Source organism: Amycolatopsis lexingtonensis (assembly GCF_014873755.1).
Classification (GTDB): Bacteria; Actinomycetota; Actinomycetes; order Mycobacteriales; family Pseudonocardiaceae; genus Amycolatopsis; species Amycolatopsis lexingtonensis.
Map to the genome: position 1 here is coordinate 1992771 of NZ_JADBEG010000001.1, position 24132 is coordinate 2016902.

Below are 24132 nucleotides of genomic sequence, written 5' to 3' on the forward strand. Positions count from 1 at the left end.
GGGAAACCCTTCAGGCGACCAGCCGCAGCCACGCTTCCGCGAGTGCCGCGTGACCGGCGGGGGTCGGGTGCACGCCGTCTTCCGACCAGCGCTCCGGTCCGGTTTCCGCGGAGAGCCCGGCGAACATGCGGTCGGCGGCGAGCAGGTGGGCACCGTACTCGCTCGCGAGGTGCCGCACGGCCTCGATCTTCGGGTCGAGGCCGGCTCGCCAGTCCCGGCGCACGTCGTCGTCGATGCGGATGTCACCGGCTTCGGTGACGCCTTCGACCGGCAGGAGGAACGGCTCGATGAGAATCAGCTTTGTGCCGGCTTCGGCGAGGGGTGCGAGCAGGCGATTGTAGCCCGCCGCGAACTCGTCCGCGGACACTTCGGGTGCGTGTGGGTCGAAGGTGTGGCGTCCGTTGGCGTTGACGCCGACGAGGATCGAGACGACGTCGGGGCGGGCGTCGAGGACGTCGTTCTGGGTGGCGGAAGCACCATTCGCCGGCGACGAGCAGGGGGTAGCCGCAGCGGGCTTCGCCTTCCGGTCGCCAGAGCGTGGTGATGGAGTCGCCGGCGAAGAGCACGGTGCTGTGGGGCTTCAAGGTGATCGTCATGCGGTCGAGCGTGGTGGTGGCGGCTGGCGGGGGACGCACAGCGGGCTGGCATCCCCCGCTTTCGCGCTGTCAAGCCGTGGCGGTGCGTTCGTTCGCGACGATGTGGTCGACGAAGCCGTAGGCGAGAGCTTCGTCGGCGTCGAACCAGCGGTCGCGGTCGGCGTCGGCGGTGATGCGTTCGACGGTCTGGCCGGTCTGGGCGGCGGTGATCTGGGCGATGCGGCGCTTCATCTTGCCGAAGACCTCGGCCTGGATGGCGATGTCGGTGGCGGCGCCGCTGATGCCGGCGGAGGGCTGGTGCATGACGATGCGGGTGTTGGGCAGGAGGTAGCGCTTGCCGGGGTGGCCGGAGGAGAGCAGGAACTGGCCCATGGAGGCGACGAAGCCGAGGCCCCAGGTGGAGACGTCGGGTTTGACGAGCTGCATGGTGTCGTAGATGGCCATGCCGGCGGTGACGGAGCCGCCGGGTGAGTTGATGTAGAAGGTGATGTCCTTGTCCGGGTCGTCGGCGGCGAGGAGGAGGAGCTGGGCGATGATGCGGTTGGCGACTTCGTCGTTGACTTCGGAGCCGAGGAAGACGATGCGGTCGCGCAGGAGCTGCTGGTAGACCGAGTCGTCGGGGGCCTGGGCGGCGGTGTGCATGTCGGGCAGGGCGAGAAGGGTCATGGGGCGACCGTAGGGGCAGAGATCCTTTGGGCGGGGCCGGTTTCGCTGTGGGCGTGGGGTGTTCGCCGGACGCGAAAAGGGCCGCCGTCCACAACGGACGGCGGCCCTTTTGCCGGAGCTGGGCTCAGATGAGGCCGAGCTTCTGCACGGTGTCGCGCTCCTCGACGAGCTCGGCGACGGAGGCGTCGATGCGGGCGCGGGAGAAGTCGTCGATCTCGAGGCCCTGGACGATCTCGTACTTGCCGTCCTTGGCGGTGACGGGGAAGGACGAGATGATGCCTTCGGCGACGCCGTAGGAGCCGTCGGAGACGACGCCGGCGGAGGTCCAGTCGCCGGCCGGGGTGCCGTTGACCCAGGTGTAGACGTGGTCGATGGCGGCCGAGGCGGCGGACGCGGCGGAGGAGAGGCCGCGGGCTTCGATGATGGCGGCGCCGCGCTTGGCGACGGTGGGGATGAAGTCGTTTTCGAGCCAGGCCTGGTCGACCTCGACGGGCTTGCCGCCGACCTCGGCGTGCTGGACCGAGGGGTACTGGGTGGCGGAGTGGTTGCCCCAGATGGCGAGCTTCTTGAGCTCGGTGACGGGGACGCCGAGCTTCTTGGAGAGCTGGGCGAGGGCGCGGTTGTGGTCGAGGCGGGTCATCGCGGTGAAGCGGTCGGCGGGCACGTCGGGGGCGTGCGAGCGGGCGATGAGGGCGTTGGTGTTGGCGGGGTTGCCGACGACGAGGACCTTGATGTCGTCGGCGGCGCCGGCGTTGATGGCTTCGCCCTGGGGCTTGAAGATGCCGCCGTTGGCTTCGAGAAGGTCGCCGCGCTCCATGCCCTTGCTGCGGGGGCGGGCGCCGACGAGGAGGGCGATGTTGGTGCCTTCGAAGGCCTGCTTGGGGTCGTCGAAGATGTCGATGCCGGCCAGGAGGGGGAACGCGCCGTCGTCGAGCTCCATGGCGGTGCCCTCGGCCGCCTTGACCGCCTGCGGGATCTCGAGGAGCCGCAGCTTCACCGGGACGTCTTGGCCGAGGAGCTGACCGGAAGCGATGCGGAAGAGCAGCGCGTAGCCGATCTGGCCGGCGGCGCCGGTGACGGTCACGTTGACAGGGGCTTGGGTCATTGCGGTACTCCAGCTTGAGACGACTTTGGCTAGTGCAGTGGAGCCTATCCCTCCTTGGCGTTGCTGGTCGGGTGCGTCCAGTCACTGTTGTGAGGATCGCTTTTCGGGGGTTCCGGGTGGCGAAGCCCCCGGCCCGGGGCGGAGCCCCGGTTGTCACAGCTCGCTTTTCAGGGCTCGGTGACGTTGGCGGCGAGGCGGTGGAGGAGGTCGGTGAGCTGGGTGATCTCGGTGTCGGTGAGGCCTTTTCGCATGCGCTGGTCGTGGGCGATGGCGGCGGTGGCGAGGCGGTGGAAGAGCTGTTCGCCGTCTTCGGTGAGTTCGACGAGGTGGACGCGGCGGTTTTCGGGGTCGCGGCGGCGGGTGACGAGGCCGGCGGTTTCCATGCCGTTGAGGTGGTGGGTGAGGGTGGCGCCTTGGATGCCGACGGCGTCGGCGAGTTCGCGCTGGTTGGCGACGGTGCGGGTCTTGAGGGAGATGAGGATCTGCCAGACGGGTTGGGAGCCGCCGGCGGTGGCGAGGGCCTGGTCGAAGGCGCGGCCGGCGGTTTTGGCGGTGCGGGCGAGGACGACGCCGATGGGGGTGGTGGTGGGTGGTGGCACGGGCAGCACCTTACCGCAGGTCTCTAACCGTTTGACATCTAATCGTTCGACTTCTAACGTTGTGCTCATCGAACCGGAAGGGGAATGCGATGAGCACCGAAGAGCAGGTCCGCGAGTTCGGCCGGGTCTGGGCCGCGGCGGAAGAGCGGGGTGACACCGCGGTGCTGGCCGGCCTGGCCGCCGAGGGGTTCCGGCTGGTCGGGCCGCTGGGCTTCGTCCTGGACCGCGACCAGTGGCTGGCGCGCTACGGCGGCGGTGACCTGGTGACCGAGAAGCTGGCGTGGGACGACGTCGAGGTCCGCGACTTCGGCACGACCGCCATCGCGATCGGCGTGCACGAGCAGGTCGCCCGGCACCGGGGCAACCCGGTGAACGGCCGGTTCCGCGCCACGCACGTCCTGGTCCGCAACGGCGACCGCTGGCAGCTGGCGGGTATCCACCTGAGCCCCATCGGCGGGCCGTTCGCGCCGGCGGGAGAGCCGCGATGAGCGTCGAACTGAATCACACGATCGTGTGTGTCACCGACCGGGAGAAGTCGGCTGAGTTCCTGGCCGGGATTCTCGGCCTGGAGGTGGGGCCGGTGACCGGGCCGTTCGTGCCGGTCCGGCTCGCGAACGGTGTCACGCTGGACTACCTGCGGGTGGACCGGGTGACGAGCCAGCACTACGCCTTCCTGGTCGGCGAAGACGACTTCGACGCCGCGCTGGCGAGGATCGAGCGGGCCGGGATCACGTACTGGGCGGACCCGTTCCACGAGCGGGCCGGTGCGCTCAATGACATGAACGGCGGGCGCGGGCTCTACTTCGAGGACCCGGACGGCCACAACCTGGAACTGCTGACGAGGGGGTAGCCGTGCGGGTGAGCATCGGGTCACGGACTTCTCGTGGCCGGACAAGCTGACCGAAGAACTGGCCGGTGTCGCGGTGGCCGCCGAGGACGCCGGGCTGGACACCCTGTGGGTGCCCGACCACCTGCTGCAGGCCGACCCGAACAGCACCCCGGACTCGGCGATGCTGGAGGCGTACACGACGCTGGGGTTCCTGGCCGCCCGCACCAGCCGGATCGGGCTGGGGACGATGGTGTCGGCCGTGACGTTCCGGCCGCCGTCACTGCTGATCAAGGCGGTCACGACGCTGGACGTCCTCTCCGGCGGGCGGGCCCGGTTCGGGGTCGGCACCGGGCACCACGAAGGCGAGGCGCGGGCGATGGGCCTGCCGTTCCCGCCGGTGGCCGAACGGTTCGAGCGGCTGGAGGAAACCCTGCGGCTGGCGCGGCGGATGTGGGACGGGGACTCCTCGCCGTTCGAGGGCGCGCACCTCCGGCTCGACCGTCCGATCGGGAACCCGCGCCCGGTGCGGCGGCCGCGGGTGCTGATCGGCGGGGCGGGTGAGCGGAAGACCCTGCGGCTGGTCGCGCGGTACGCCGACGCGTGCAACCTGTTCGACATCCCCGATGGAGGCAAGACCGTGCGGCACAAGCTGGCCGTCCTGGCGCGGCACTGCGAGGCCGCGGGCCGGCCGTACGGGGAGATCGAGAAGACGATCAGTACCCGGCTCGCGCCCGGGGAGCCGGCGGAGTCGTTCGCGGCGCGGTTGGCGGAGTTCGCCGGGTGGGGGATCGAGCACGCGGTCGTGATCACGGCGGGTCCGTGGTCGCCGGCGGCGGTCGCGACGCTGGGGCGGGCCGGGACGCTGCTGGCGGGGTGAAACGATCAAGCCCGGACGTCGCGTGGGTGATCACCCGCGGCGAGCGGCGGTCCGGGGGCGCGAAATCGTTTTCCTCTCGTATTCTTTCGTATCGCCGAGAATGCGGGTTCGAAATTATCGGTATACCGCGTGGCGGGACGACTGCGGGGTGTTGCTCCGTTCAGGGGCGTTTGCTTCCATGATCCTTTCGCTACCATGGTCGGCGCCCCCGTACCCAATTCGAATGTATTGGGAAGGATTTCAATGCTGTCTGCGGTCGTTGCTGCCGTAATGGCGCTGTCCTCTGTGGTCACCCCGCATTCGTGGAACACTCCTCCGCCGCCCGACAAAATCGTCATCGACGTCGTGAACGCCATCGGCACGGGCTGTCCGCCGAACACGTCCGCGGTGGCGGTTTCGCAGGACAACACGGCGTTCACGGTGACCTACAGCGCCTACACGGCGTTGGTCGGGGTCGGCGCCGGTCCGCTGGACGCCAGGAAGAACTGCCAGATCGGCCTGCGGGTGCACGTGCCACAGGGTTTCACCTACGGAATCGCGCAGGCGGACTACCGCGGATTCGCCCACCTGGAACGGGGAGCGACCGGCCTGGAAAGAGCGAACTACTATTTCCAGGGAAATTCGCCGACGGCGTACGTGCAGCACCCGCTGGCGGGGCCGTTCGAAGACGACTGGCATTTCACCGATTCGACGGAGGTCGGTGCGATCGTGTTCAAGCCGTGCGGCGAGGAACGCAACCTGAACATCAACACGGAATTGCGCGCGGCGGCCGGGACGTCGGATCCGAAGAAGACGACGAGCTACGTCACGATGGACTCGACCGACGGCAGCATCACCACGGTGTACCACTTCGCGTGGCTGGTCTGCCCCTGATCGGCTCCGGCTCCGGGTGAGGCGGAGAAGGTGGAGAGGGGCGGCGTGGTCAGGCGACCGCGCCGCCCCGGACCGCTATTTCGCCGGGGCTCGCGGGTCGGTGGCCTCGAGGCCGAAGACGCGGCCGAGGGAGACCAGGGCTTCGTCGAGGTGGCTGAGGCTGGAGAGGACGGCGCGGGTTTCGGCCTGCTCGACGCGGTCGGAGACCGGGGTGCCGTCGTCGCGCACGAGCGTGCCGGGTGTGGGGCCACCCGGCGCGTCGAGCGCTTTGCGGAGGACGTCGATGTTGGTCAGCAGCCGTCCGGTGAACTGGCGGAGCCGGTCGGTGTCGGCGCCGGCGAGCTGGCCGGGCTGGGCGCGGGCGGCGACGTGGCGGGCCCGGAAGGCGATGGTTTCCAGGGTGGTCAGGACGTGCCAGCCGTAGTCGCGGCGGGCGCTGCGCAGGTTGACCGGGTGGGTCAGCGGTTCGATGGTGGTCCGGACGACCTCGACGGAGCGGTCGAGGTCGCGGGAGAGCTCGATGATGTTGACGTTTTCCTCGCCGGCGAGCAGCCCGCAGGTGTGTTCGAGGAACTCCTCGAGCTCGTCGAGCACCTCGGCGATGTCGTCGAGCATGACCGAGCGGGTGCGGACCGGGACGATGACGACGGCGGCGAGGATGCCCGCGGCCGCGCCGACGGCGGTTTCGGCGACGCGGATCCAGAGCACGGCGAGGCTGAACGTGCCCAGCAGGCTGTAGAGCAGGCCGAGCATGCTGGTGATGAAGAACGCCATCACCACCTGCGAGACGCGTGCGGTGTAGACCATGCCGAACACGCAGACCAGGATCAGCGCGAGCGTGGCCGGGGTGTTCCCGCCGACCAGCAGCGCGAGCAGGACCCCGCCGACGATGCCGATCAGGGTGCCGCCGAGGCGGCGGACGCCCTTGACGAAGGTGGCGCCGGCGCTGGAGGCACCGATGAAGACGACGAAGACGGTCAGCACGGCCCAGTACCAGCGCTGGTGGGACACCAGTTCCCCGCCGAGCACGGCGAGCCCGCCGCCGACGACGGCCTGGATGGCGCTTCGGGTCCGGTTGTCGTAGGCGAACCGGGGTTCCGGCTCTTCCGCCGATTCGTCGTCGAGCGGGTCCACAGTGGCCTCGGGCACGGCGGCGCGCTGGGCCCGGTCGTCGGCCAGCGCCAGTTCGGCCAGTGCCTTGCGGACGCCGTCGCCGGGGGCGGCGTGTTCGTCGATGCGGCTGCCTTCGACGAGCATGCGGCTGTACTCGCCGGTCTGGCTGATCAGCGGGAGCTCGCGCGGGTCGCGTTCCATCAGGGCGCGGAAGCGGGCGAGCCGGGCGATGAGGTCGTCGCGGACGTCGGGGCCGAGTTCGTCGGAACAGGTGCGCTGCACGGTGCTGGCCAGCCACTGCACGGCGAGTTCCACTTCGATGGCGCGGCGGCGGAGGCGGTCGGCGGCGCGGGCGTCGACGACGTCGGGTGCGGCGTCCTCGATGAGCAGGACGCATTCGTGGAGCCGGGCCAGCGAGGTCCGCAGCTGCTTGCGCGTCCGGTCGCTGCCGCCCACGGCCAGGTACGCCTCGGCGGCGCGGACGACGGCGGCGAGGCGGGCGCGGAAGGCCCGGCGGACCCGCAGGAACTCGGCTTCGGCGTTGTGCCGCAACAGCACGAACCGGACGACGGCGTTGGCGAGCACCCCCACCGCGAGGGCCAGCAGCAGCTGCGGCACCTGCTTGAGGTGGGCCTGCAGGAACATCGGGAAGAAGAACAGGAAGAACGCGATCGACCCGAGCGCGGTGCCGCGCGGCCCGAAGCGCTGCGCGTAGACGGCGACGAAGATCAGCAGCACGAACACGACGCTGTCCATCGGCGGCAGGGCCGAGCCGAGGCTGGCGGTGGTGATCGACGCGGCCCCGGTGAGGAAGGCCAGGACGAGCGTGCCGGCCTGGGCGCCCGGGGTGGCGTCGTTGACCGTGAACGCCGTCATCATGGCGGCGATGGCGCCGACGAGCATCACGGTGAGCGGCAGGTGCGCGGGCAGCAGCGCGCCCACGGCCAGGACGATGCCGAGCACCGCGGACCCGGCCAGCCGCAGCCGGACCAGGCCGGGGTCGGCCGCCGCGAGCCGGTCGAGGGCGGCGAGGCGGTACCGGTTCATCGGGCGAGCAGCTCCCATTGGGCGAGGGTGGTGCGGCGGCCGCGGGTGGCGGTGATCCGTAGCCGGTAGCGGGCGTGCGCGGCCGGGGTGGCGAGGGCGAACGGGCGGGTCTGGCGGCGCCAGCGGAACAGCTCGTCTTCGCGTTCGTCGAGGGTGGTCCACTCGGTGCCGTCGTCGGAGCCTTCGAGCACCCACGCGCTGGGGTCGCCGCCGCGGGTGCCGGAGGTGAGCGTGTACATCGTGACCGGGCGGGGCTCGCCGGTGACGGTGAACTCGATCGACGGCGTGGCCCCGCGGAAGGTGATCTGGGTGCGGGTGGTGTCGTCGAACAGCGCGGCGACGTTCTTGGCTTCGGCGCTCGTGGCGGTGCCGGTGAGGTCGGTGACCGGGTCCGGTCGCTCGGCGGGTGGTGGCGGGGCGCCCCAATCGGTGGGCTCGGTGGTCAGGTCGAAGACCAGTTCGGCGCCGCCGGCGAGGGTGGCGTGGGCGATCGAGGTGTCTTCGTGCGGCTCGCCGTTGACCGTGAGCCCGCGGACGTAGACGGTTTCGTCGGTGTTGCCGGGCGCGTGGACGACGAGCTTGCGCCCTTCGCCCAGGTGGACAGTCGCCTTCTCGAACAGCGGCGACCCGATGGCGTAGCGGGGGCTGCCGACGGCGAGGGGGTAGAAGCCGAGCGCGCTGAAGAGGTACCAGGCGGACATTTCGCCGTTGTCCTCGTCGCCGGGGTAGCCCTGGCCGATCTCGCTGCCCAGGTAGAGCCGTCGCAGCACTTCCCGCACGACGCGCTGGGTCTTCGCGGGCGCGCCGGCGAGGTTGTAGACGTAGGGGATGTGGTGCGAGGGCTGGTTGGAGTGCCCGTACTGGCCCATGCGGACGTCGCGGGCCTCGGTCATCTCGTGGATCAGGCCGCCGTACGCGCCGGGCCGCCGTCCGGTCTCCGGGGTGGCGAAGAAAGTGTCCAGTTTGGCTTCGAGACCGGCGTTGCCGCCGTGGAGAGCGGCCAGGCCCGGGCCGTCGTGGGGTGCGGTGAAGGCGGTGTTCCAGGCGTTGGTTTCGACGAAGTCGCCGCCCCAGGCCGCCGGGTCGTAGCCGGCCGGCCCGAACTTGCGGCGCCCGTCGCGGTGGCGGCCCTGGAAGAACCCGATCTCGGGGTCGAAGTGGTGGACGTAGTGCATCGCGCGCTCGCGGAAGTAGACCGCGTAGTCGGCGTACCGGCGGGCTCGCGCCCCCGCACTTTCACGTGAAAGTGCGTCGGAGAGGTTGGCGAGGCCGAAGTCGTTGATGCAGCCTTCCAATGCCCATGACAGTCCTTCGTGGACCGACACCGGGGTCCAGCCCAGGAAGATCGACTCTTCCAGCCCCTTGCGGCCGACCGAGCGCTGCGGCGGGGTGACGGTGGCGTTCTTCAGCCCGGCGTCGTAGGCGGCCTCGACGTCGAAGTCGCGGATGCCCTTGAGGTAGGCGTCGGCGAACGCGACGTCGGAGCTGGTCCCGGTCATCAGATCGGCGTAGCCGGGCGAGGACCAGCGGGAGATCCAGCCGCCCTCGCGGTACTGCTGCACGAACCCGTCGACCAGCCGCCCGCAGTGCTCCGGGGCGAACAGCGCGTACGCCGGCCAGGTCGTGCGGTAGGTGTCCCAGAAGCCGTTGTTGACGTACAGCTCGCCGTCGACGACCTTCGCCCCGGTCCGGCGCCGCGTGCTCGGCCAGAAGCGGCGCACGACCGGGCTCGCGTGCCGGATCCCCTTCGGCGTGTTCTCGTGGGCGACGTTCGGGTACAGGAACAGCCGGTAGAGGTTGGAGTACAGCGTCGTGGCCTGGTCGTCGGTCGCGCCTTCGACCTCGACGCGGCCCAGCTGCTCCTGCCACAGGTCCCTGGCCCGCGCCCGCACCTGCTCGAACGTCGTCCCCTCGGGGATCTCCAGCTCGAGGTTGCGCTTGGCCTGGGCGAGGCTGATCAGGGACGTCGCGATCCGCAGCGTGACGTCGGGGCCGTCGAACTCGAAGTAGCCCGACACGCGCCGCCACGGCGGACGGTGGATCTTCGCACCGCGGGTGGCCGGGGCGTCGGTGACGCCGTAGACGAACATCCGGCGCGCCCCGGCCGACAGCCGGCTGCGGACCCGGGTGTACCCGCTGATCTCACCGGTGTCGGCGTTGATCCGCAGGCGGCCGCGGTTGCGGACGTTGTCGAACAGCAGCCAGCCGTGCTTGTCGGGGAAGGTGAAACGCAGGATCGCCGCGTGCGACGTCGGCGCCAGGTCGGCGGTCATCCCGTTGGCGAACCGGACGCCGTAGTGGTGCGGCGCGTCGGTCTCGTCGGCGTGGGAGAAGGCCAGCGCCCGCTTGCGGCGGTTCGGCTCGACCGGGCCGGTGCCGGGCATGAGGTGGAAGGTGTGGCGGTCGCCCATCCACGGGCTCGGCTGGTGGCTCAGCGCGATGGCCTGCAGCGCGGGCCGGTTCCGCTCGTCGTTGTGGCGGTGGTAGGAGTAGACCCAGTTGGTGACGCCGGCGTCGGTGACCGGGGTCCAGAAGTTGAAGCCGTGCGGCACCGCGGTGGCCGGGATGTTGTTGCCGCGGGAGTAGTCCCCGCTGGAGTGCGTGCCCCGGGTGGTCCGGACGAAGTCGACGGGGTCCCTTGGCAGGTCGGCGCGGTCGGCGACGCGGACGTCGTCGATCCACCCGGTGATGTCGTCCGGTGCGTCGGTGCGCAAAACGATCCGGGTGATCCGGCGCCCGGCGAACGCACCCAGTGGCCGGCGCACCGGGTTCCACTGGTCCACCCAGAGCGTCTTGTCGTCGACCGGCTCGAACCCGGCGCTCGTGCCGTCGGCGAATTCGACGTCGAGGCTGACCCGGGTGGCGTGGTAGGCGGGGATGTCCCCGTCGGCGGCGGGGAAGACCACATAGGACAGCTCGGTGCGCCCGGTGACCGGGACGTCGAGTTCGAACAGGACCGCGCGCGGGCGGGCGCTGTAGCGCAGGGCCCGCGCCCCGGTGAAGCCGACGCCGGTCTTGGCCGTGGGGGAGCGGTCCGGCCCGCTGTCCACGACCAGGGCGGGATCCGCGGGCTGCGGATCACCGCTTTCGAAGGAGGAGAAGAACACGGCGTCGGACATGGGGACACCGTATCCGCCGAACGGCGCAGCCGCGGTTCCGACGCGGTCAGCCGGGACGCCCGCCGGACCGCCAGGCAGTGGTCTTGAATGAGTCATTCAGGACCACCGAAGACCTGAATGACTCATTCAAGACGTCGGGGAGCCGCTGCCGGACGGACTTTGCCGGGACCCAATCCCCGAACGCCGTGAAGGCCACCTCCGGGAACTCTACGTTCCTCGAGGTGGCCTTCACGGGCTTTTACCGGGCTAGATCTTCGCGCACTGCCCCGCGGCCGGGCCGCGGACGGTGTTCGGCAGGTCGTGGTCCGTCGGGACCGGCGAGTTCGCCGCGCACGCCAGCGGGCCGCCGACCGTGCTCGACGTCAGCACCGGGCCGTGGTTGGCGGTCAGCGCGACCGGGCCGGCGATGTCGGTCAGCTCGATCGACACCGTCCCGCTCGTCCCCGTGATCGCCACCGGGCCGCCCACCTTCGTGCGGTTCAGCACGACCTGGCCGGCGCCGGTCGCCGACAGCGGGCCGTTGACCTGGCCGCCGCGGACGATCAGCGAGGCGCCGCCGGACACCGTCACCGGGCCCGAGATCGTCGCGTCCTGCAGGCACACCGTGCCCGACGAGACCGTGAGCGGCCCGTTCGAAACACCGGTGATCGTGCGGGTGCACGCCGCGTCCGGCTTGCCCAGCAGCTCGAACTCGGCCAGCTGCGCCGGGGCGCCGGTGCTGGTCGCGGTCACTTCGAGCTTGTAGTAGGCGTAGTGCGCCGGGTTGGCGACCTTGAACGCGCGGGTCTGCTGCCGCCAGCTGAACGACTGGTTGGCCTGCTGGTCGGCCACCGCCCACGTCTTGCCGTCGTAGGAGCCCTTCAGCGTCCAGCTCTTCGGGTCGCCCGCACCGGTCTGGGACGTCAGCGTGTAGATCGCGGCGGCCTCGTCGGTGTTGTTCAGCTGGTACTGCACGGCCCCGGTGACCGCGGCCTGGGTGCGCGACGTGTTGTCCACCAGCGCCTTGGCGTCGGAGCCGTCCGAAGTGGACAGCGTGCCCTTGCCGGGGCCGGTCTCGTCGTGCAGCGGCGCCGGGACGGCGTCGCCCTGGGTGATCGACTTCGGCGCGTCGTTCGGGCCGGTGCCCCACTTCGACGGGTTCGGGCCCATGTCGAAGTCGATGACCCCGCCGCGGGCGATCAGGTCCTGCGAAAGCGACGTCGAGGAGTACGCCTTGCCGTTGACCTTCACCCCCTGGACGTAGACGTTCTTCGCGCTGTTCTTCGGCGCGTTGATCACCAGGTCCTTGCCGCCGGCCAGGTGGATCGTCGCCTTCTTGAACAGCGGCGACCCGATCGCGTAGTTCGGGCTGCCCATCTGCAGCGGGTAGAAGCCCAGCGCGCTGAAGGTCCACCACGCCGACTGCTCGCCGTTGTCCTCGTCACCCGCGTAGCCCTGGCCGATCTCGCTGCCGGTGTAGAGCCTCGAGAGCGCCTCGCGGACCTTCTCCTGCGTCTTCGACGGCTGGCCCGCGTAGTCGTACATGTAGAGCGTGTGGTGCGAGGCCTGGTTCGAGTGACCCAACTGGCCCATCCTGACGTCGCGGGCCTCCCGCATCTCGTGGATCACGCCCCCGTAGGAACCCGGGAAGTTCGCGGTCTCCTGGTCGGCGAAGAACGCGTCCAGCTTCTTCGCCAGCCCCGCCTTGCCGCCGTAGAGGTTCGCCAGGCCCTGACCGTCCTGCGGCACGGAGAACGCCATGCCCCAGCCGTCGGTCTCGGTGTAGTCGATGCCCCACACCCGCGGGTCGTAGTCCTGCGGCGACCGGCTGAACTTGCCCTGCGCGTCACGGCCCTGGAAGAACCCGACGCTCGGGTCGAACAGGTTCACGTACTGCTGCGCGCGGCTGGTGAAGTACTCGTAGTTCGACAAGTACTCCTGCTTGCGCGGGTCGCTCGCCGGAGCTTCGTCGTAGAGCTTCTTCGACAGGTTCGCGATGCCGAAGTCGTTGACGTAGCCCTCGATCGACCACGAGAACCCGTGGTCGGCGGTGTTGGGCGCGTAGCCGAGGAACATGCCCTCGTCGACGCCCTTGCGGCCGACCGCGTTGTTCGGCGGGGTCACCGTCGCGTCCTTCAGCGCCGCGTCGTAGAACGACTTGACGTCGAAGTTCTTCACGCCCTTGAGGTAGGCGTCGGCGAACGCGACGTCGGCGCTGGTGCCGGTCATCAGGTCCGCGTAGCCCGGGGAGGACCAGCGCGAGATCCAGCCGCCGTCGCGGTACTGCTGCACGAACCCGTCGACCATCTTTCCGGCCATGTCCGGGGTCAGCAGGGAGTACGCCGGCCAGGTGGTGCGGTAGGTGTCCCAGAACCCGTTGTTGACGTAGGTCTGGCCGTCGACGATCTTCGCCCCGGTCTGCGTCGGGGTGTCCGCCCCGGCCTTCGGCGAGACGAAGCTCGCGTACTTGTAGGCCGGCTTCTCGGTCGTGCCGGTGTTCTCGAACGCCGAGTTCGGGTACAGGAACAGCCGGTAGAGGTTCGAGTACAGCGTCGTGAGCTGGTCCTTCGACGCGCCCTCGACCTCGATCACCTTCAGCTGGTCGTCCCAGGCGCGCTGCGCGGCGTCGCGGACGGAGTCGAAGGTGGCGTTCGGGGCGATCTCCTGGGCCAGGTTCTTCTTCGCCTGGTCCACGCTGATCAGCGACGTCGCGATCCGCATGGTCACCGTCTTGTCGGCGCCGGCGGCGAACCGCAGGTAGCCGGCGACGTTGTCGTGACCCTGCCCGGTGAGCTTCGCGCCCGAGGTGACCGGCTTGTCGAAGGTGGCGTAGACGAACATCCGGCCCGCACCGGCCGACAGGCCGCTCTTGACGTCGGTGTAGCCCGACAGCGTGCCGCCCGCGGTGTCGAGCGTCAGCCCGCCCTGGTTCTTGTAGTTGTCGAAGATCAGGCTCGAGTCGCTGCCCGGGAAGGAGAACCGGAACACCGCCGCGTGGTCGGTCGGGGCGATCTCGGTCTTGATCCCGTTCTCGAACTGCACGCCGTAGTAGTGCGCGCGGGCGACCTCGTTGTCGTGCTTGAACGCCAGCGCTCGTGCTTCGTGGTCGGCGTTCGGGACGCCGGCGGCCGCGGATGGCATCACCTGGAAGGTCTGCCGGTCGCCCATCCACGGGCTCGGCTCGTGGCTGACGCTGAACGCCTGCAGCTCCGGCAGGTTCTGCGCGTTGTTCTGGCTGTGGTAGTTGTACATCCACCGCACGTCGTCGTTGTCGGCGTTCGCGTCGGTCACCGGGGTCCAGAAGTTGAACCCGTGCGGCACCGCGGTGGCGGGGAAGTTGTTGCCGCGGGAGAACGAGCCGTTGGCCATCGTGCCGCGCGTGGTGAGCACGTTGTCGCTCGGGCGGGTGCTGGCCGGCGGGGTCGGCGTCGCCGAGATCTTGACGTCGTCGAGCCAGCCCTGCAGCGAGCCGGGGCCGTCGGGGTTGTCGTAGCCGACCAGGATCCGGTCGATCGTCTTGCCCTTGGCGACCGTGCCGATCGCCGAGCGCACCAGGTTCCACTGGTTGGTGTAGAGGACCTTGCTCTTGCCCTGGCCCTCCGGCGTCAGCGGGAAGCCGTACTGGTCGGTCGCGCCGAGGTCGCGCAGGCGGGTGCCGTCGGTGAAGACCAGGTCGATCGCCACGTTGGTGCTCTGGTACTTCAGGTCACCGGTGATGAACTGGGGCTGCACCTTGTAGGACAGCTCGGTCGAGGGCACGACCGGGACGTCGACGTCGAAGACCTTGTTGTAGGACCAGCCGTGGGCCTGGGTCTGGCTGCCCGAGTAGCGGAACGCCTTGAGCCCGGTGAAGCCGACGCGGTTCTTGTTCGTGTACCCGCTGGTCGGGCCCGAGTCGGTGAAGGAGCGCATGTTCGGCAGCGGCGGCGGCGCCGGCTCGTCGTTGGCCAGCAGCAGCTCCGACAGCTGCAGGATCGGCCCGCCGTTGTTGCGGGTGATGTTCAACCGGAAGAACTTGTACGCCGCGGTCGGCGCGGCCAGCGCGTAGTCCTTCTGCTGGAACCGGGCGGTGAACGCCTGGTCGGCCTGCTTGTCGAGGTCGGTCCAGGTGAGGGCGTCGTTCGAGCCCTGCAGCGTCCAGTCCTTGGGGTCGCGGTTGTCGAAGTCGTTGGCCGAGGACAGCGCGTAGTGCGTGATCGACGTCGGCTCGGACAGCGTGAGCTGCGCCCACGCCGTCGGGTCCCAGGACAGCCACTTCGTGTCGGTGGTGCCGTCGACGAGGTTCGACACGACTTCGCCGCCGCTGGTGTTCTCGCTGCTGGCGCTGGTCTCGGTCACCTTGCCGCGGATGTCGCCGGGGATGGCGGTGCCGTTCGCGCCGTTGATCCCGGACGCGCGCGGCTTGCCGTCGGCGTCGGTGTCCACGGTGTCGGTCCAGGTCGGCTGGACGTCACCGGCCTCGAAGGAGGAGGAGAAGTCGGCGGGCAGAGCTTCGTCGGCGGCCGACGAAGCCGCGGGGACGGCGACCAGGCCGGCGGCGACCAAGGCGGTCACCAGGAAAGCGACCGGTGGTCTGGCGCTTCGGGGCATCATTGCTCCCAGTGCTGGAGGGCGGGTTCATCAAGCGCCGCGCAGGCGGGGACCGGCGGCGCCCAGGAAGACAAACGCGCGGGTGACATCGATGTCAAGACCGGCCGACAAACCTGGCCAGAAGTGGACAACCCGCCGGGCGCGGCCCCGGCAAACCACTCCCGGCGGACCGGCGTGATCGGTAAGGTCACGGCCATGACCGACCCCGCCGACCGGGTGCTCTCCCGGGCGTCCCTGGCCGAAGGCAACCCGACCGGCTGGTTCGACCAGCTCTACACTGCCGCCGAACGCGGCGAAGCGGTCGTCCCCTGGACCCGCGGCGAACCCAACACCGACCTCGCCGACTGGGTCGAGCCGGGCGAAGGCCGCCGGGCACTGGTCGTCGGCAGCGCCCTCGGCGACGACGCGGAGCTGCTGGCCTCGCAGGGCTGGGCGGTGACGGCGTTCGACGTCGCACCGACCGCGGTCAAGGCCGCCCAGGCCCGCTTCCCGGACTCCGCGGTGGACTACGTGGTCGCCGACCTGCTGGATCCGCCGGGGGAGTGGCGGCAGGCGTTCGACCTGGTCGTGGAGATCATCAACATCCAGGCAATGCCCCGCGAGTACCGCCCGGCGGCGATCGCGTCCCTGGCCGGCTTCCTCGCCCCGGGCGGCACGCTGCTGGTCTCCGAGGTCGCGGAGGAGAGCACCGACACCGAGACGTGGGTGGGCCCGCCGTGGCCGTTCAGCCGCGCGGAGATCGAGTCCACCGCCCAGGACGGCGTCCGCCTGCTCAGCCTGGAGACCATCCGCGAGGGCACCCGCTACTGGGCGGAGTTCACCCGGTAACGACGCCGGACGCGCACCCGGAACCGGCCGGCCTCCCCGCGCCGATGCCCCGGGCCGGGTGGCCCGGTCGGCTGCGGCCGCACTCGCGTCTTGAATGAGTCATTCAGGGCGTCGGAGGTCCTGAATGACTCATTCAAGACATCACGGCCCGCCGCGATGCCACCCAGCCGGACTGCCGCTGCAGCGCCGGCGTTCGGAGTACTAGCAGCTAGCCAGGAACCTCGACAGCACCCGCGTCCCGAAGTGCAACCCCTCCACCGGGACCCGCTCGTCCACCCCGTGCGCCATCGCCCGGTACGGGAAGCCCTTCGGCAGCCACAGCGGCGCGAACCCGTAGTTGTCGATCCCCAGCTGCGCGAACGCCTTCGCGTCCGTCCCGCCGCCCAGGCAATACGGCACCACGACGGCTTCGGAATCCTCCGCGCGCAACGCCGACGACATCGCGGAGAACCACGGCGAGTCCACCGGAGCCTGCACCGGCGGCTGGTGCGCGACGAACTCCCGCGTCACCCCTTCGCCCAGCAGCTCGTCCAGCACCGCGAACAACGACTCCTCGGTCCCCGGCAGCACCCGGACGTCGACCTGCGCGGTCGCCGTCGAGGGGATCACGTTCACCTTGTAGCCCGCGTCGAGCATCGTCGGGGTCGTGCTGTTGCGGACCGTCGGCAGCACCAGCGCACCCGCCGGGCCCAGTGCGGCCACCGCCGCGTCCACGGAGTCCGAAGTGGACAGATCCACCGGCACGCCCAGCGCCGCGCCGGTCCGCTCCAGGAACGCCCGTACCGCCGGGGTCAGCGACACCGGCCATGCGTGGGCCGCGATCCGGTGCAGCGCACCGACCAACCGGGTGACGGCGTTCTCGGCGTTCGGGCGCGAGCCGTGGCCCGCGCGGCCGCGGGCGGTCAGGCGCAGGTGGGCGGTGCCGCGCTCGGCCGTCCCCACCGGGTACAGGTGCACGTCGCGGCCGTCGGCGGCCGGCACGTGGTAGGTGTAGCCGCCCGACTCGCTGATCGCCGCGACGCACCCTTCGAACAGCGATGGATGCCGGTCGACCAGCCAGTGCGCGCCCCACTCGCCGCGGTCCTCCTCGTCGGCGACGAACGCCAGCACCAGCTCGCGCCGCGGCCGCACCCCGCCCGCGAGCGCGGCGAGCACCATCGCCACGAAGTCCTTCATGTCGGTCGCGCCGCGGCCCCACAGGTAGCCGTCGCGCACCTCGCCGGAGAACGGCGGCACCGACCAGTCGGCCGCGTCCGCCGGGACGACGTCCAGGTGCCCCTGCACCAGCAACGCCGGCAGCGACGGGTCGGTGCCGGGCACGCGGGCGATCACGCTGGCCCGCCCGGGCGCCGCCTCGAGGATCTGCGAGGGGATGCCGAGGCCGTCCAGGAACGCCGCCACGTACTCCGCCGCCGGCCGCTCCGGGTTGGCGTCGTTGTTCCCGCGGTTGGTCGTGTCGAACCGGATCAGGTCCGCGCACAGCTCGACGACGTCAGCCATAGATGCCCTGCACCGCCCCCGCCGCGATCGCCGTGACGACCTTGAACGCCTTCATCGCCTCGGTCATGTCCGGCGCGTCGAACCCGACCCGCCGGGTGCCGATCTGCTCCACCGTCGGGATCACCGCGGTCGCCTGCGCCAGGTGGCTCGCGTCGAACTCCACCTCGATCCGGTGCGGCCGGACCTGCCGCTCTTCCCGGCCGGCCCGCGCCATCGCGTCGGCCGCCGCGCCGGTCAGCAGCTCCGCCGTGCGCGCCGGCGGCAGGCAGATGGCCGCGTACCGGCTCACGCACTCCTTCACCTGGACCAGCTCCGCCTCCGGAGCGTAATCACGGGCGTCTTCACACGTTTCGTCGTCACCCGAAACGAGCAGGACAGGGACGCCGTACTCCGCGGCCATCGCCGCGTTCAGCCTGCCTTCGCTCGCCGGGACGTCGTCCAGCCACACCCCGGTGATCTGGTTCTCCAGGTAGGTGTGCGAAAGCACCCCGTCGAACCCGGCACCGGCGTGGTAACCCAGGAACACCACACCGTCCACACCGGAATCGATGCCCTGCATCATCGACAGCGGCTTGTGCCGCCCGGTGAGCATCCGCGCCCGCGGGTCGAGGTCCTCCAGCAGCAGGTTCCGCTGCGACGAATGCGCCTCGTTGACCAGCACGTCCGCGGCCCCGGCGTCGAACAGCCCGGCCAGCACGGCGTTGACGTCGCCGGTGAACAACCGCCGGAAGCGGTCCCACTGCGGCGAACCGGGCACGACGTCGTCGGTCCAGGTGACGCCGGTGGCGCCTTCCATGTCCGCCGAGATCATGATGCGCATGACCGGCACTCTAGCCAGGCCCCGCCCGCCACGGGCGCGGAATCCCCGATCACGCAGCGTCACGCGAATCGATCGATAACGATCGGACACCTGCCGAGGCGGCAACATATTGCGCGGTTGTCCCGGTATGTGGTTACTTCTCGTCCTTGGGGAGGCTCACAAGCGAACGATGGGGTGGTTTTTGGTGCAGTTCCAACGCAGACTCGGGCGGTTCGCCCGCGTGGGCGCGGTCGCCGCGGCCGCGACACTGGCGGCGATCCCGCTCGCCGTCCCGGCCCAGGCGCAACAGGGCAAAGTGCTGCGGGTCGCGCTGACCACCGGCATCGACCACCTGAACCCGTTCACCGCCGTGCTCGCCGCCTCGACGCAGATCGGCCGGTTCACCTACGAGTTCCTCACCGTCCCGAACGCCGAGAAGGCCGAGGCCTCGCCCGCGCTCGCCGAATCCTGGACCCCGTCGGCGGACAAGCTGACCTGGACGTTCAAGATCCGCACCGGCGTCAAGTGGAGCGACGGGAAGCCGGTGACCGCCAAGGACGCCGCCTACACGTTCAACCGGATGCTCACCGACGAGAACGCGCGCACCGCCAACGGCAACTACGTGGCCAACTTCGAGACGGTCACCGCGCCCGACGACACCACGCTCGTCATCAAGACCAAGGCCGTGCAGGTCAACATGAACCTGCTCGACGTCCCGATCGTGCCGCAGCACATCTGGGAGCCGGTCACCGACCTCAAGGACCCCAAGACCGACCAGCTGGCCATCGCCGGCGTCTCCGACGGCCCGTACCAGGTCACCGAGTACAAGCCGAACGAGTACGTCAAGTTCAAGGCCAACAAGGACTACTGGCGCGGCGCCCCGAAGGTCGACGAGCTGCAGCTGCTGCAGTTCAAGGACACCGAAGCCGCGGTCAACGCGCTCAAGCAGGGCGAAGTCGACGTCATCAACCGGCTCAACCCCAACCAGTTCGCCGCGCTGCAGGGCCAGGAGGGCATCACCACCAACGCCGCGCCCGGCCGCCGCTACGACGAGCTGGCGATGAACTTCGGCGTCCAGGACAACGCGAACCACCCCATCGGTGACGGAAACCCGGTGCTCAAGGACATCAACGTCCGCAAGGCGATCGCCCAGGCCGTCGACACCCAGGCGATCGTGGACAAGGTGCTCAAGGGCCTCGGCCAGGTCGGCGGCGGCGTCGTGCCCGCCGTCTACAGCGCCTACCACTGGGACCCCAGCGACAGCGAGAAGACCAAGTTCGACCTCGCCGCCGCCAACGCCACCCTCGAGCAGGCCGGCTACAAGAAGGGCCCCGACGGCGTCCGCACCGCCCCGGGCGGCGCGAAGCTGGAACTGCGCCTGACCGGGCACTCCAACCGCAGCTACGACCAGGGCGTCGCCCAGTACGTCAGCGGCTGGCTCAAGGACATCGGCATCACCGTCAAGCAGGACCTGGTCTCCGATGACGAGCTGTCCGACCGCACCGCCACCGGCAAGTACGACCTCGCCATCGGCGGCTACGGCACCAGCCCGGACCCGGACTACGTGCTCTCGCTGCACACCTGCGCCGCGCGGCCCAGCGCCGACGCCAAGGGCGGCAGCACCGACACGTTCTTCTGCGACGCCCAGTACGACGACCTCTACAAGAAGCAGCTGACCGAGACCGACGACGCGAAGCGCGCCGAGTACGTCAAGCAGGCCCAGGCCCGGCTCTACAGCCAGTACCCGACGATCGTCCTGGACTACCAGAACGCGCTCGAGGCCTACCGCTCCGACAAGTTCTCCGGCTTCACCACCCAGCCGCAGCCCAAGGGCGCGATCCTCGAGCAGACCGGCTACTGGGGCGTCTACGGCGCCACGCCGGCCGGCTCCGAGAACGCGAAGGACGCCAACGCCGTCGGCGGCGGCTCGGACAGCACCGTCGTGTGGATCGTCGTCGGCGGCATCGTCGTGGTGGTCCTCGTCATCGGCGGGATCGTCCTGTCCCGCCGGAACAAGACCTCGGAAGACCGCGAGTAGGAATGACCGCCCCCGAACAAGCCGCGGTGCTCGTCGACCCCGACGAGCACCGCGGCGGGACCGGCACCGCCCGGTTCGTCCTCCGGAAGATCATCGAAGCGGTCGTCAGCGTCGTGCTGGTGGTCGTCCTGTTCTTCTTCCTCTTCCGCATGCTGCCCGGCGACCCCGTCGCCGCGATGACCCGCGACCGCGTCACCAGCCCCCAGCAGATCGCCGAACTGCGCGAGAAGATGGGCGTCGACAAGCCCGTCTTCGTCCAGTTCGGCCAGTACTTCTGGAACCTGCTGCACGGCGACCTCGGCGAGTCCCGGCTGCTCAACAACGGCCGCCCGGTCGCCGACATGATCGCCGAACGGCTCTGGCCGACCATCCTGCTCGTCGGCAGCGCCACCATCCTGGCCGTCGTCATCGGCCTGTGGCTGGGCATCCGCGCCGCCTGGCGCCGCGACAGCTTCTTCGACCGCGCCCAGACCGGGATCGCGCTGACCCTCTGGTCGGTCCCGCAGTTCTGGCTCGGCCTGATGCTGCTCGTGGTGACCAACGGCCTGTTCCCCAGCCGCGGCATGCACTCCCCGGACACCGCGCCCGACGTCTTTTCCCAGACCCTCGACGTCCTGCACCACCTGGTGCTGCCGTGCCTGACGCTGCTGGCGGTGTTCTACGCCCAGTACATGCTCATCATGCGGTCGTCGCTGCTGGGGGAGATGAACGCCGACTACCTCACCACCGCCCGCGCCAAGGGCCTGCGCGACGACCTCGTCCGCCGCCGCCACGCCGTTCCCAACGCCCTGCTGCCGACCACCACGCTGGTGTTCATGCAGTTCGGCCAGGTCGTCGCCGGCGCGGTCACCGTCGAAGCGGTGTTCAGCTGGCCCGGGCTCGGGCAGCTGACCTACGACGCCCTGCACGGGCCCGACCTGCCGGTGCTGCAGGGCGTGTTCACCGTGCTCGCGAGCGCCGTGGTGCTGATGAACCTGCTCGCGGAGCTGCTCTACCGCGTGCTCGACCCGAGGGTGCGTACCTCATGACCACCGCAGAGACGCCCCGGCAGATCGCCTGGCACCGCCGGCGCGCGTCGCTCGCCCGGACCTGGCGGGAGTTCGCCGCCCAGCGCACCGCGCTCATCGGGCTGATCCTGCTCGGCGCCACCGTCGTCGTCGCGCTGCTGCTGCCGCTGATCAGCGACCAGAGCGGCCTCGACGTCACCAAGGCCACCGGCGAGCCGCTCGCCCCGCCGAACGGCGACTTCTGGCTCGGCACCGACAACTTCGGCCGCTCGGTGCTGCTGATGACCGTCTGGGGCAGCCGGATCTCCCTGCTCGTCGGGTTCTCCGCCGCGCTGCTGTCGGTGGTCATCGGCACCCTGATCGGCATCACCGCCGCGCACTTCGGCGGCTGGGTGTCGGCGACGCTGCTGCGGTTCACCGACTTCTTCCTGGTCCTGCCTTCGCTGATCCTCGCCATCGCGCTCTCGGCGGTGCTGCCCAAGGGCGTCGGCACGATCATCGTCGCCATCGGCCTCACCGCCTGGCCCAGCACCGCGCGGCTGGTCCGGGCGCAGACGCTGACCATCGAGAGCCGTCCCTACATCGAGCGCGCCCACGCCCTCGGCGGCGGGCACCTGCACGTCATCGGCAAGCACGTCCTGCCCGGTGTGATGCCGCTGGTGCTGGCCAACACGACGCTGGTGGTCGGCAACGCCGTCATCGCCGACGCGACCCTGTCGTTCCTCGGCGTCGGCGACCCCAACTCGGTCACCTGGGGCCTGGTGCTCGAAAGCGCGCTCAACAACGGCGCCATCAGCCGCGGCGCCTGGTGGAACGTGCTCCCGCCGGGCATCGCGATCGTCCTCGTCGTCCTCTTCTTCACCCTGGTCGGCCGGGGACTGGAGACCGTGCTCAACCCGAGGTTGAAGAAGTGACCACCCCGCTGCTGCAGCTCAAGGACCTCAACGTCACCTACGCGGTGGGCGACCAGGAGGTGCCCGCCGTCCGCGGCGTCGACCTGTCCCTCGACCCCGGCGGCACCCTCGGCGTCGCCGGCGAATCCGGCTCGGGCAAGTCCACCGTCGCGATGAGCGTGCTGCGGCTGCTGCCGCGCACCGCGAAGATCACCGGCGAGATCGTCCTCGACGGCGAAGACGTCACCGCCATGAAGTGGGGCCGCCTGCGCGCGGTCCGCTGGGCCGAGGCGTCGGTGGTGTTCCAGGGCGCGATGCACGCGCTCAACCCGGTCCGCAAGATCGGCGAGCAGATCGCCGAGCCGATCCGGCTGCACCCGCCGTCGGGCAAGCCGTTGTCCGACGCCGCGGTCGACGCCCGCGTGGCCGAGCTGCTCACCCAGGTCGACCTGCCCCCTGGCCGGGCCGGCGCCTACCCCCACGAGCTGTCCGGCGGGCAGAAGCAGCGCGTCATGATCGCCATGGCGCTGGCCTGCTCGCCCCGGCTGATCATCGCCGACGAGCCGACCACCGCCCTGGACGTCATCGTCCAGGCCCAGGTCCTCGCGCTGCTCTCGCGGCTGGTCGCCGAGCAGGACATCGGCCTGATCATGATCAGCCACGACCTGTCCGTGCTCGCCGCCACCTGCCAGCGGATCGCCGTGATGTACGACGGGCGGATCGTCGAGGAAGGCCCCAGCGCCGAGGTGATGGGCTCGCCTCGCCACGAACACACCCGAGCGCTGGCCGCGGCGTTCCCGACGGTCGGCGACCCGGTGTCGCGCTTCGCCCCGGCGACCAGCAACCCGCTGCCGCCCGAACCCGCCGACCGGGTGGCGGGTGGCGAGCCGCTGCTGGCCGCGGAGAACCTGCGCGTGTCCTTCCGCGACCGCACCGGCAAGCGCATCGACGCCGTCGCCGGGGTCGACCTCACGGTGTCGCGCGACGAGATCGTCGCACTGGTCGGGCAGTCCGGCTCGGGCAAGACGACGCTCGCCCGGACGCTGCTCGGCCTGCAGAAACCCGACTCCGGCGTGGTCCGCTACGACGGGAAGCCGGTGCCTTCGGGCGGGGCGGGGCTCAAGGCCTACCGGCGGCAGGTCCAGCTGGTGCTGCAGGACCCGACGAGCGCGCTGAACCCGGCCCACACGGTGTACGAGGCCGTCGCGGAGGGCCCGCGGATCCACAAGCTCGCCGACGAGCGCGACGTCGTCCACCGGGCGCTGGAGGCCGCGGAACTGCGGCCCGCGGAAAAGTACGCCGACCGCCTCCCGCACCAGCTCTCCGGCGGCCAGCGCCAGCGCGTCGTCATCGCGGGCGCTTTGGCGCTGGAGCCGTCGGTGGTGGTGGCCGACGAGCCGGTCGCGTCGCTGGACGCGTCGGTGCGCGGCGAGATCCTCGGGCTGCTGCTGCGGCTGCGCCGCGAGCTGGGCCTCGCCGCGCTGGTGATCACCCACGACCTGGGCCTGGCCTGGAACATCGCCGACCGCGTCGCCGTGATGTACCGCGGCGAGCTGGTCGAAACCGGGACGGTGGAACAAGTCCTGCTCGATCCGCACCACGACTACACGAAGTCCCTGCTGGCCGCGCTGCCCGGCGGCACGGCCCAGCGCCGCACCGTCGAAACCTGACCGC

General features: G+C 70.3%; 18 protein-coding genes. 9 read left to right on the forward strand and 9 right to left on the reverse strand.

What is annotated here, in order from left to right; translation table 11 throughout:
• Positions 1 to 10 precede the first annotated feature (10 nt).
• The 4 genes from H4696_RS09270 to H4696_RS09285 all read right to left on the reverse strand — a co-directional run bounded on the left by H4696_RS09270 (position 11) and on the right by H4696_RS09285 (position 2966).
• Positions 11 to 424: a GDSL-type esterase/lipase family protein gene (locus H4696_RS09270; protein WP_249027192.1), complete on the reverse strand. Its 414-nt coding sequence runs from the start codon at positions 422 to 424 to the stop codon at positions 11 to 13.
• Positions 425 to 665: 241 nt separating this feature from the next.
• Entirely contained in the window at positions 666 to 1262 is a 597-nt protein-coding gene (locus H4696_RS09275; RefSeq protein ID WP_086864143.1) for a ClpP family protease, read from the reverse strand.
• Positions 1263 to 1386: 124 nt separating this feature from the next.
• Positions 1387 to 2367: a malate dehydrogenase gene (locus H4696_RS09280; protein ID WP_086864144.1), complete on the reverse strand. Its 981-nt coding sequence runs from the start codon at positions 2365 to 2367 to the stop codon at positions 1387 to 1389.
• A gap of 167 nt (positions 2368 to 2534) precedes the next feature.
• The gene (locus H4696_RS09285) at positions 2535 to 2966 is read right to left on the reverse strand and encodes a MarR family winged helix-turn-helix transcriptional regulator (RefSeq protein WP_169735151.1); all 432 of its coding nucleotides are present in this window, start codon (positions 2964 to 2966) and stop codon (positions 2535 to 2537) included.
• Positions 2967 to 3055: 89 nt separating this feature from the next.
• Between H4696_RS09285 and H4696_RS09290 the strand changes: the two genes are divergently transcribed.
• From H4696_RS09290 to H4696_RS09305, 4 genes are all read left to right on the forward strand, one after another.
• A complete protein-coding gene (locus tag H4696_RS09290) occupies positions 3056 to 3454 on the forward strand; it encodes a nuclear transport factor 2 family protein (RefSeq protein WP_086864146.1) in 399 nt (132 codons plus the stop codon).
• Positions 3451 to 3816: a VOC family protein gene (locus tag H4696_RS09295; RefSeq protein ID WP_086864147.1), complete on the forward strand. Its 366-nt coding sequence runs from the start codon at positions 3451 to 3453 to the stop codon at positions 3814 to 3816. The genes H4696_RS09290 and H4696_RS09295 overlap by 4 nt, the downstream gene beginning before the upstream one ends.
• 73 nt (positions 3817 to 3889) lie before the next feature.
• Positions 3890 to 4672, forward strand: coding sequence for a TIGR03560 family F420-dependent LLM class oxidoreductase (locus H4696_RS09300; protein ID WP_249027191.1), 783 nt, complete (start codon positions 3890 to 3892; stop codon positions 4670 to 4672).
• A 270-nt stretch (positions 4673 to 4942) separates the two neighbouring features.
• Complete coding sequence (locus tag H4696_RS09305) at positions 4943 to 5545, forward strand: DUF4360 domain-containing protein (protein WP_086864149.1); 603 nt, start codon at positions 4943 to 4945, stop codon at positions 5543 to 5545.
• Between the two features lie 75 nt (positions 5546 to 5620).
• Here H4696_RS09305 and H4696_RS09310 read toward each other — a convergent pair whose 3' ends face one another.
• The 3 genes from H4696_RS09310 to H4696_RS09320 form a co-directional block, all read right to left on the reverse strand.
• Positions 5621 to 7705 (reverse strand): FUSC family protein, encoded by a 2085-nt coding sequence (locus H4696_RS09310; RefSeq protein WP_086864150.1) that lies wholly within the window; start codon positions 7703 to 7705, stop codon positions 5621 to 5623.
• Positions 7702 to 10824, reverse strand: a complete 3123-nt coding sequence (locus H4696_RS09315) for a GH92 family glycosyl hydrolase (RefSeq protein WP_192782192.1) — start codon at positions 10822 to 10824, stop codon at positions 7702 to 7704. The genes H4696_RS09310 and H4696_RS09315 overlap by 4 nt, the downstream gene beginning before the upstream one ends.
• A gap of 246 nt (positions 10825 to 11070) precedes the next feature.
• Entirely contained in the window at positions 11071 to 15393 is a 4323-nt protein-coding gene (locus tag H4696_RS09320; RefSeq protein WP_192782193.1) for a GH92 family glycosyl hydrolase, read from the reverse strand.
• A 195-nt stretch (positions 15394 to 15588) separates the two neighbouring features.
• Between H4696_RS09320 and H4696_RS09325 the strand changes: the two genes are divergently transcribed.
• Positions 15589 to 16221 (forward strand): class I SAM-dependent methyltransferase, encoded by a 633-nt coding sequence (locus H4696_RS09325; RefSeq protein ID WP_086864376.1) that lies wholly within the window; start codon positions 15589 to 15591, stop codon positions 16219 to 16221.
• Between the two features lie 201 nt (positions 16222 to 16422).
• Here H4696_RS09325 and H4696_RS09330 read toward each other — a convergent pair whose 3' ends face one another.
• Positions 16423 to 17721 carry a M20/M25/M40 family metallo-hydrolase gene (locus tag H4696_RS09330; RefSeq protein WP_086864374.1) on the reverse strand — a complete coding sequence of 433 codons (1299 nt, stop codon included), beginning with the start codon at positions 17719 to 17721 and terminating at the stop codon, positions 16423 to 16425.
• On the reverse strand, positions 17714 to 18541 hold the full coding sequence (locus H4696_RS09335) for a M55 family metallopeptidase (protein WP_086864375.1): 828 nt from the start codon (positions 18539 to 18541) through the stop codon (positions 17714 to 17716). The genes H4696_RS09330 and H4696_RS09335 overlap by 8 nt, the downstream gene beginning before the upstream one ends.
• A gap of 169 nt (positions 18542 to 18710) precedes the next feature.
• Between H4696_RS09335 and H4696_RS09340 the strand changes: the two genes are divergently transcribed.
• The 4 genes from H4696_RS09340 to nikE are packed head-to-tail and all read left to right on the forward strand — an operon-like array spanning position 18711 to position 24128.
• Positions 18711 to 20558: an ABC transporter substrate-binding protein gene (locus H4696_RS09340; protein ID WP_192782194.1), complete on the forward strand. Its 1848-nt coding sequence runs from the start codon at positions 18711 to 18713 to the stop codon at positions 20556 to 20558.
• A gap of 2 nt (positions 20559 to 20560) precedes the next feature.
• On the forward strand, positions 20561 to 21586 hold the full coding sequence (locus H4696_RS09345) for an ABC transporter permease (protein WP_086862962.1): 1026 nt from the start codon (positions 20561 to 20563) through the stop codon (positions 21584 to 21586).
• Positions 21583 to 22479: an ABC transporter permease gene (locus tag H4696_RS09350; RefSeq protein WP_086862963.1), complete on the forward strand. Its 897-nt coding sequence runs from the start codon at positions 21583 to 21585 to the stop codon at positions 22477 to 22479. Before H4696_RS09345 ends, H4696_RS09350 begins: the two co-directional genes overlap by 4 nt.
• Positions 22476 to 24128 carry a nickel ABC transporter ATP-binding protein NikE gene (gene nikE, locus H4696_RS09355; protein WP_086862964.1) on the forward strand — a complete coding sequence of 551 codons (1653 nt, stop codon included), beginning with the start codon at positions 22476 to 22478 and terminating at the stop codon, positions 24126 to 24128. Before H4696_RS09350 ends, nikE begins: the two co-directional genes overlap by 4 nt.
• Positions 24129 to 24132 lie beyond the last annotated feature (4 nt).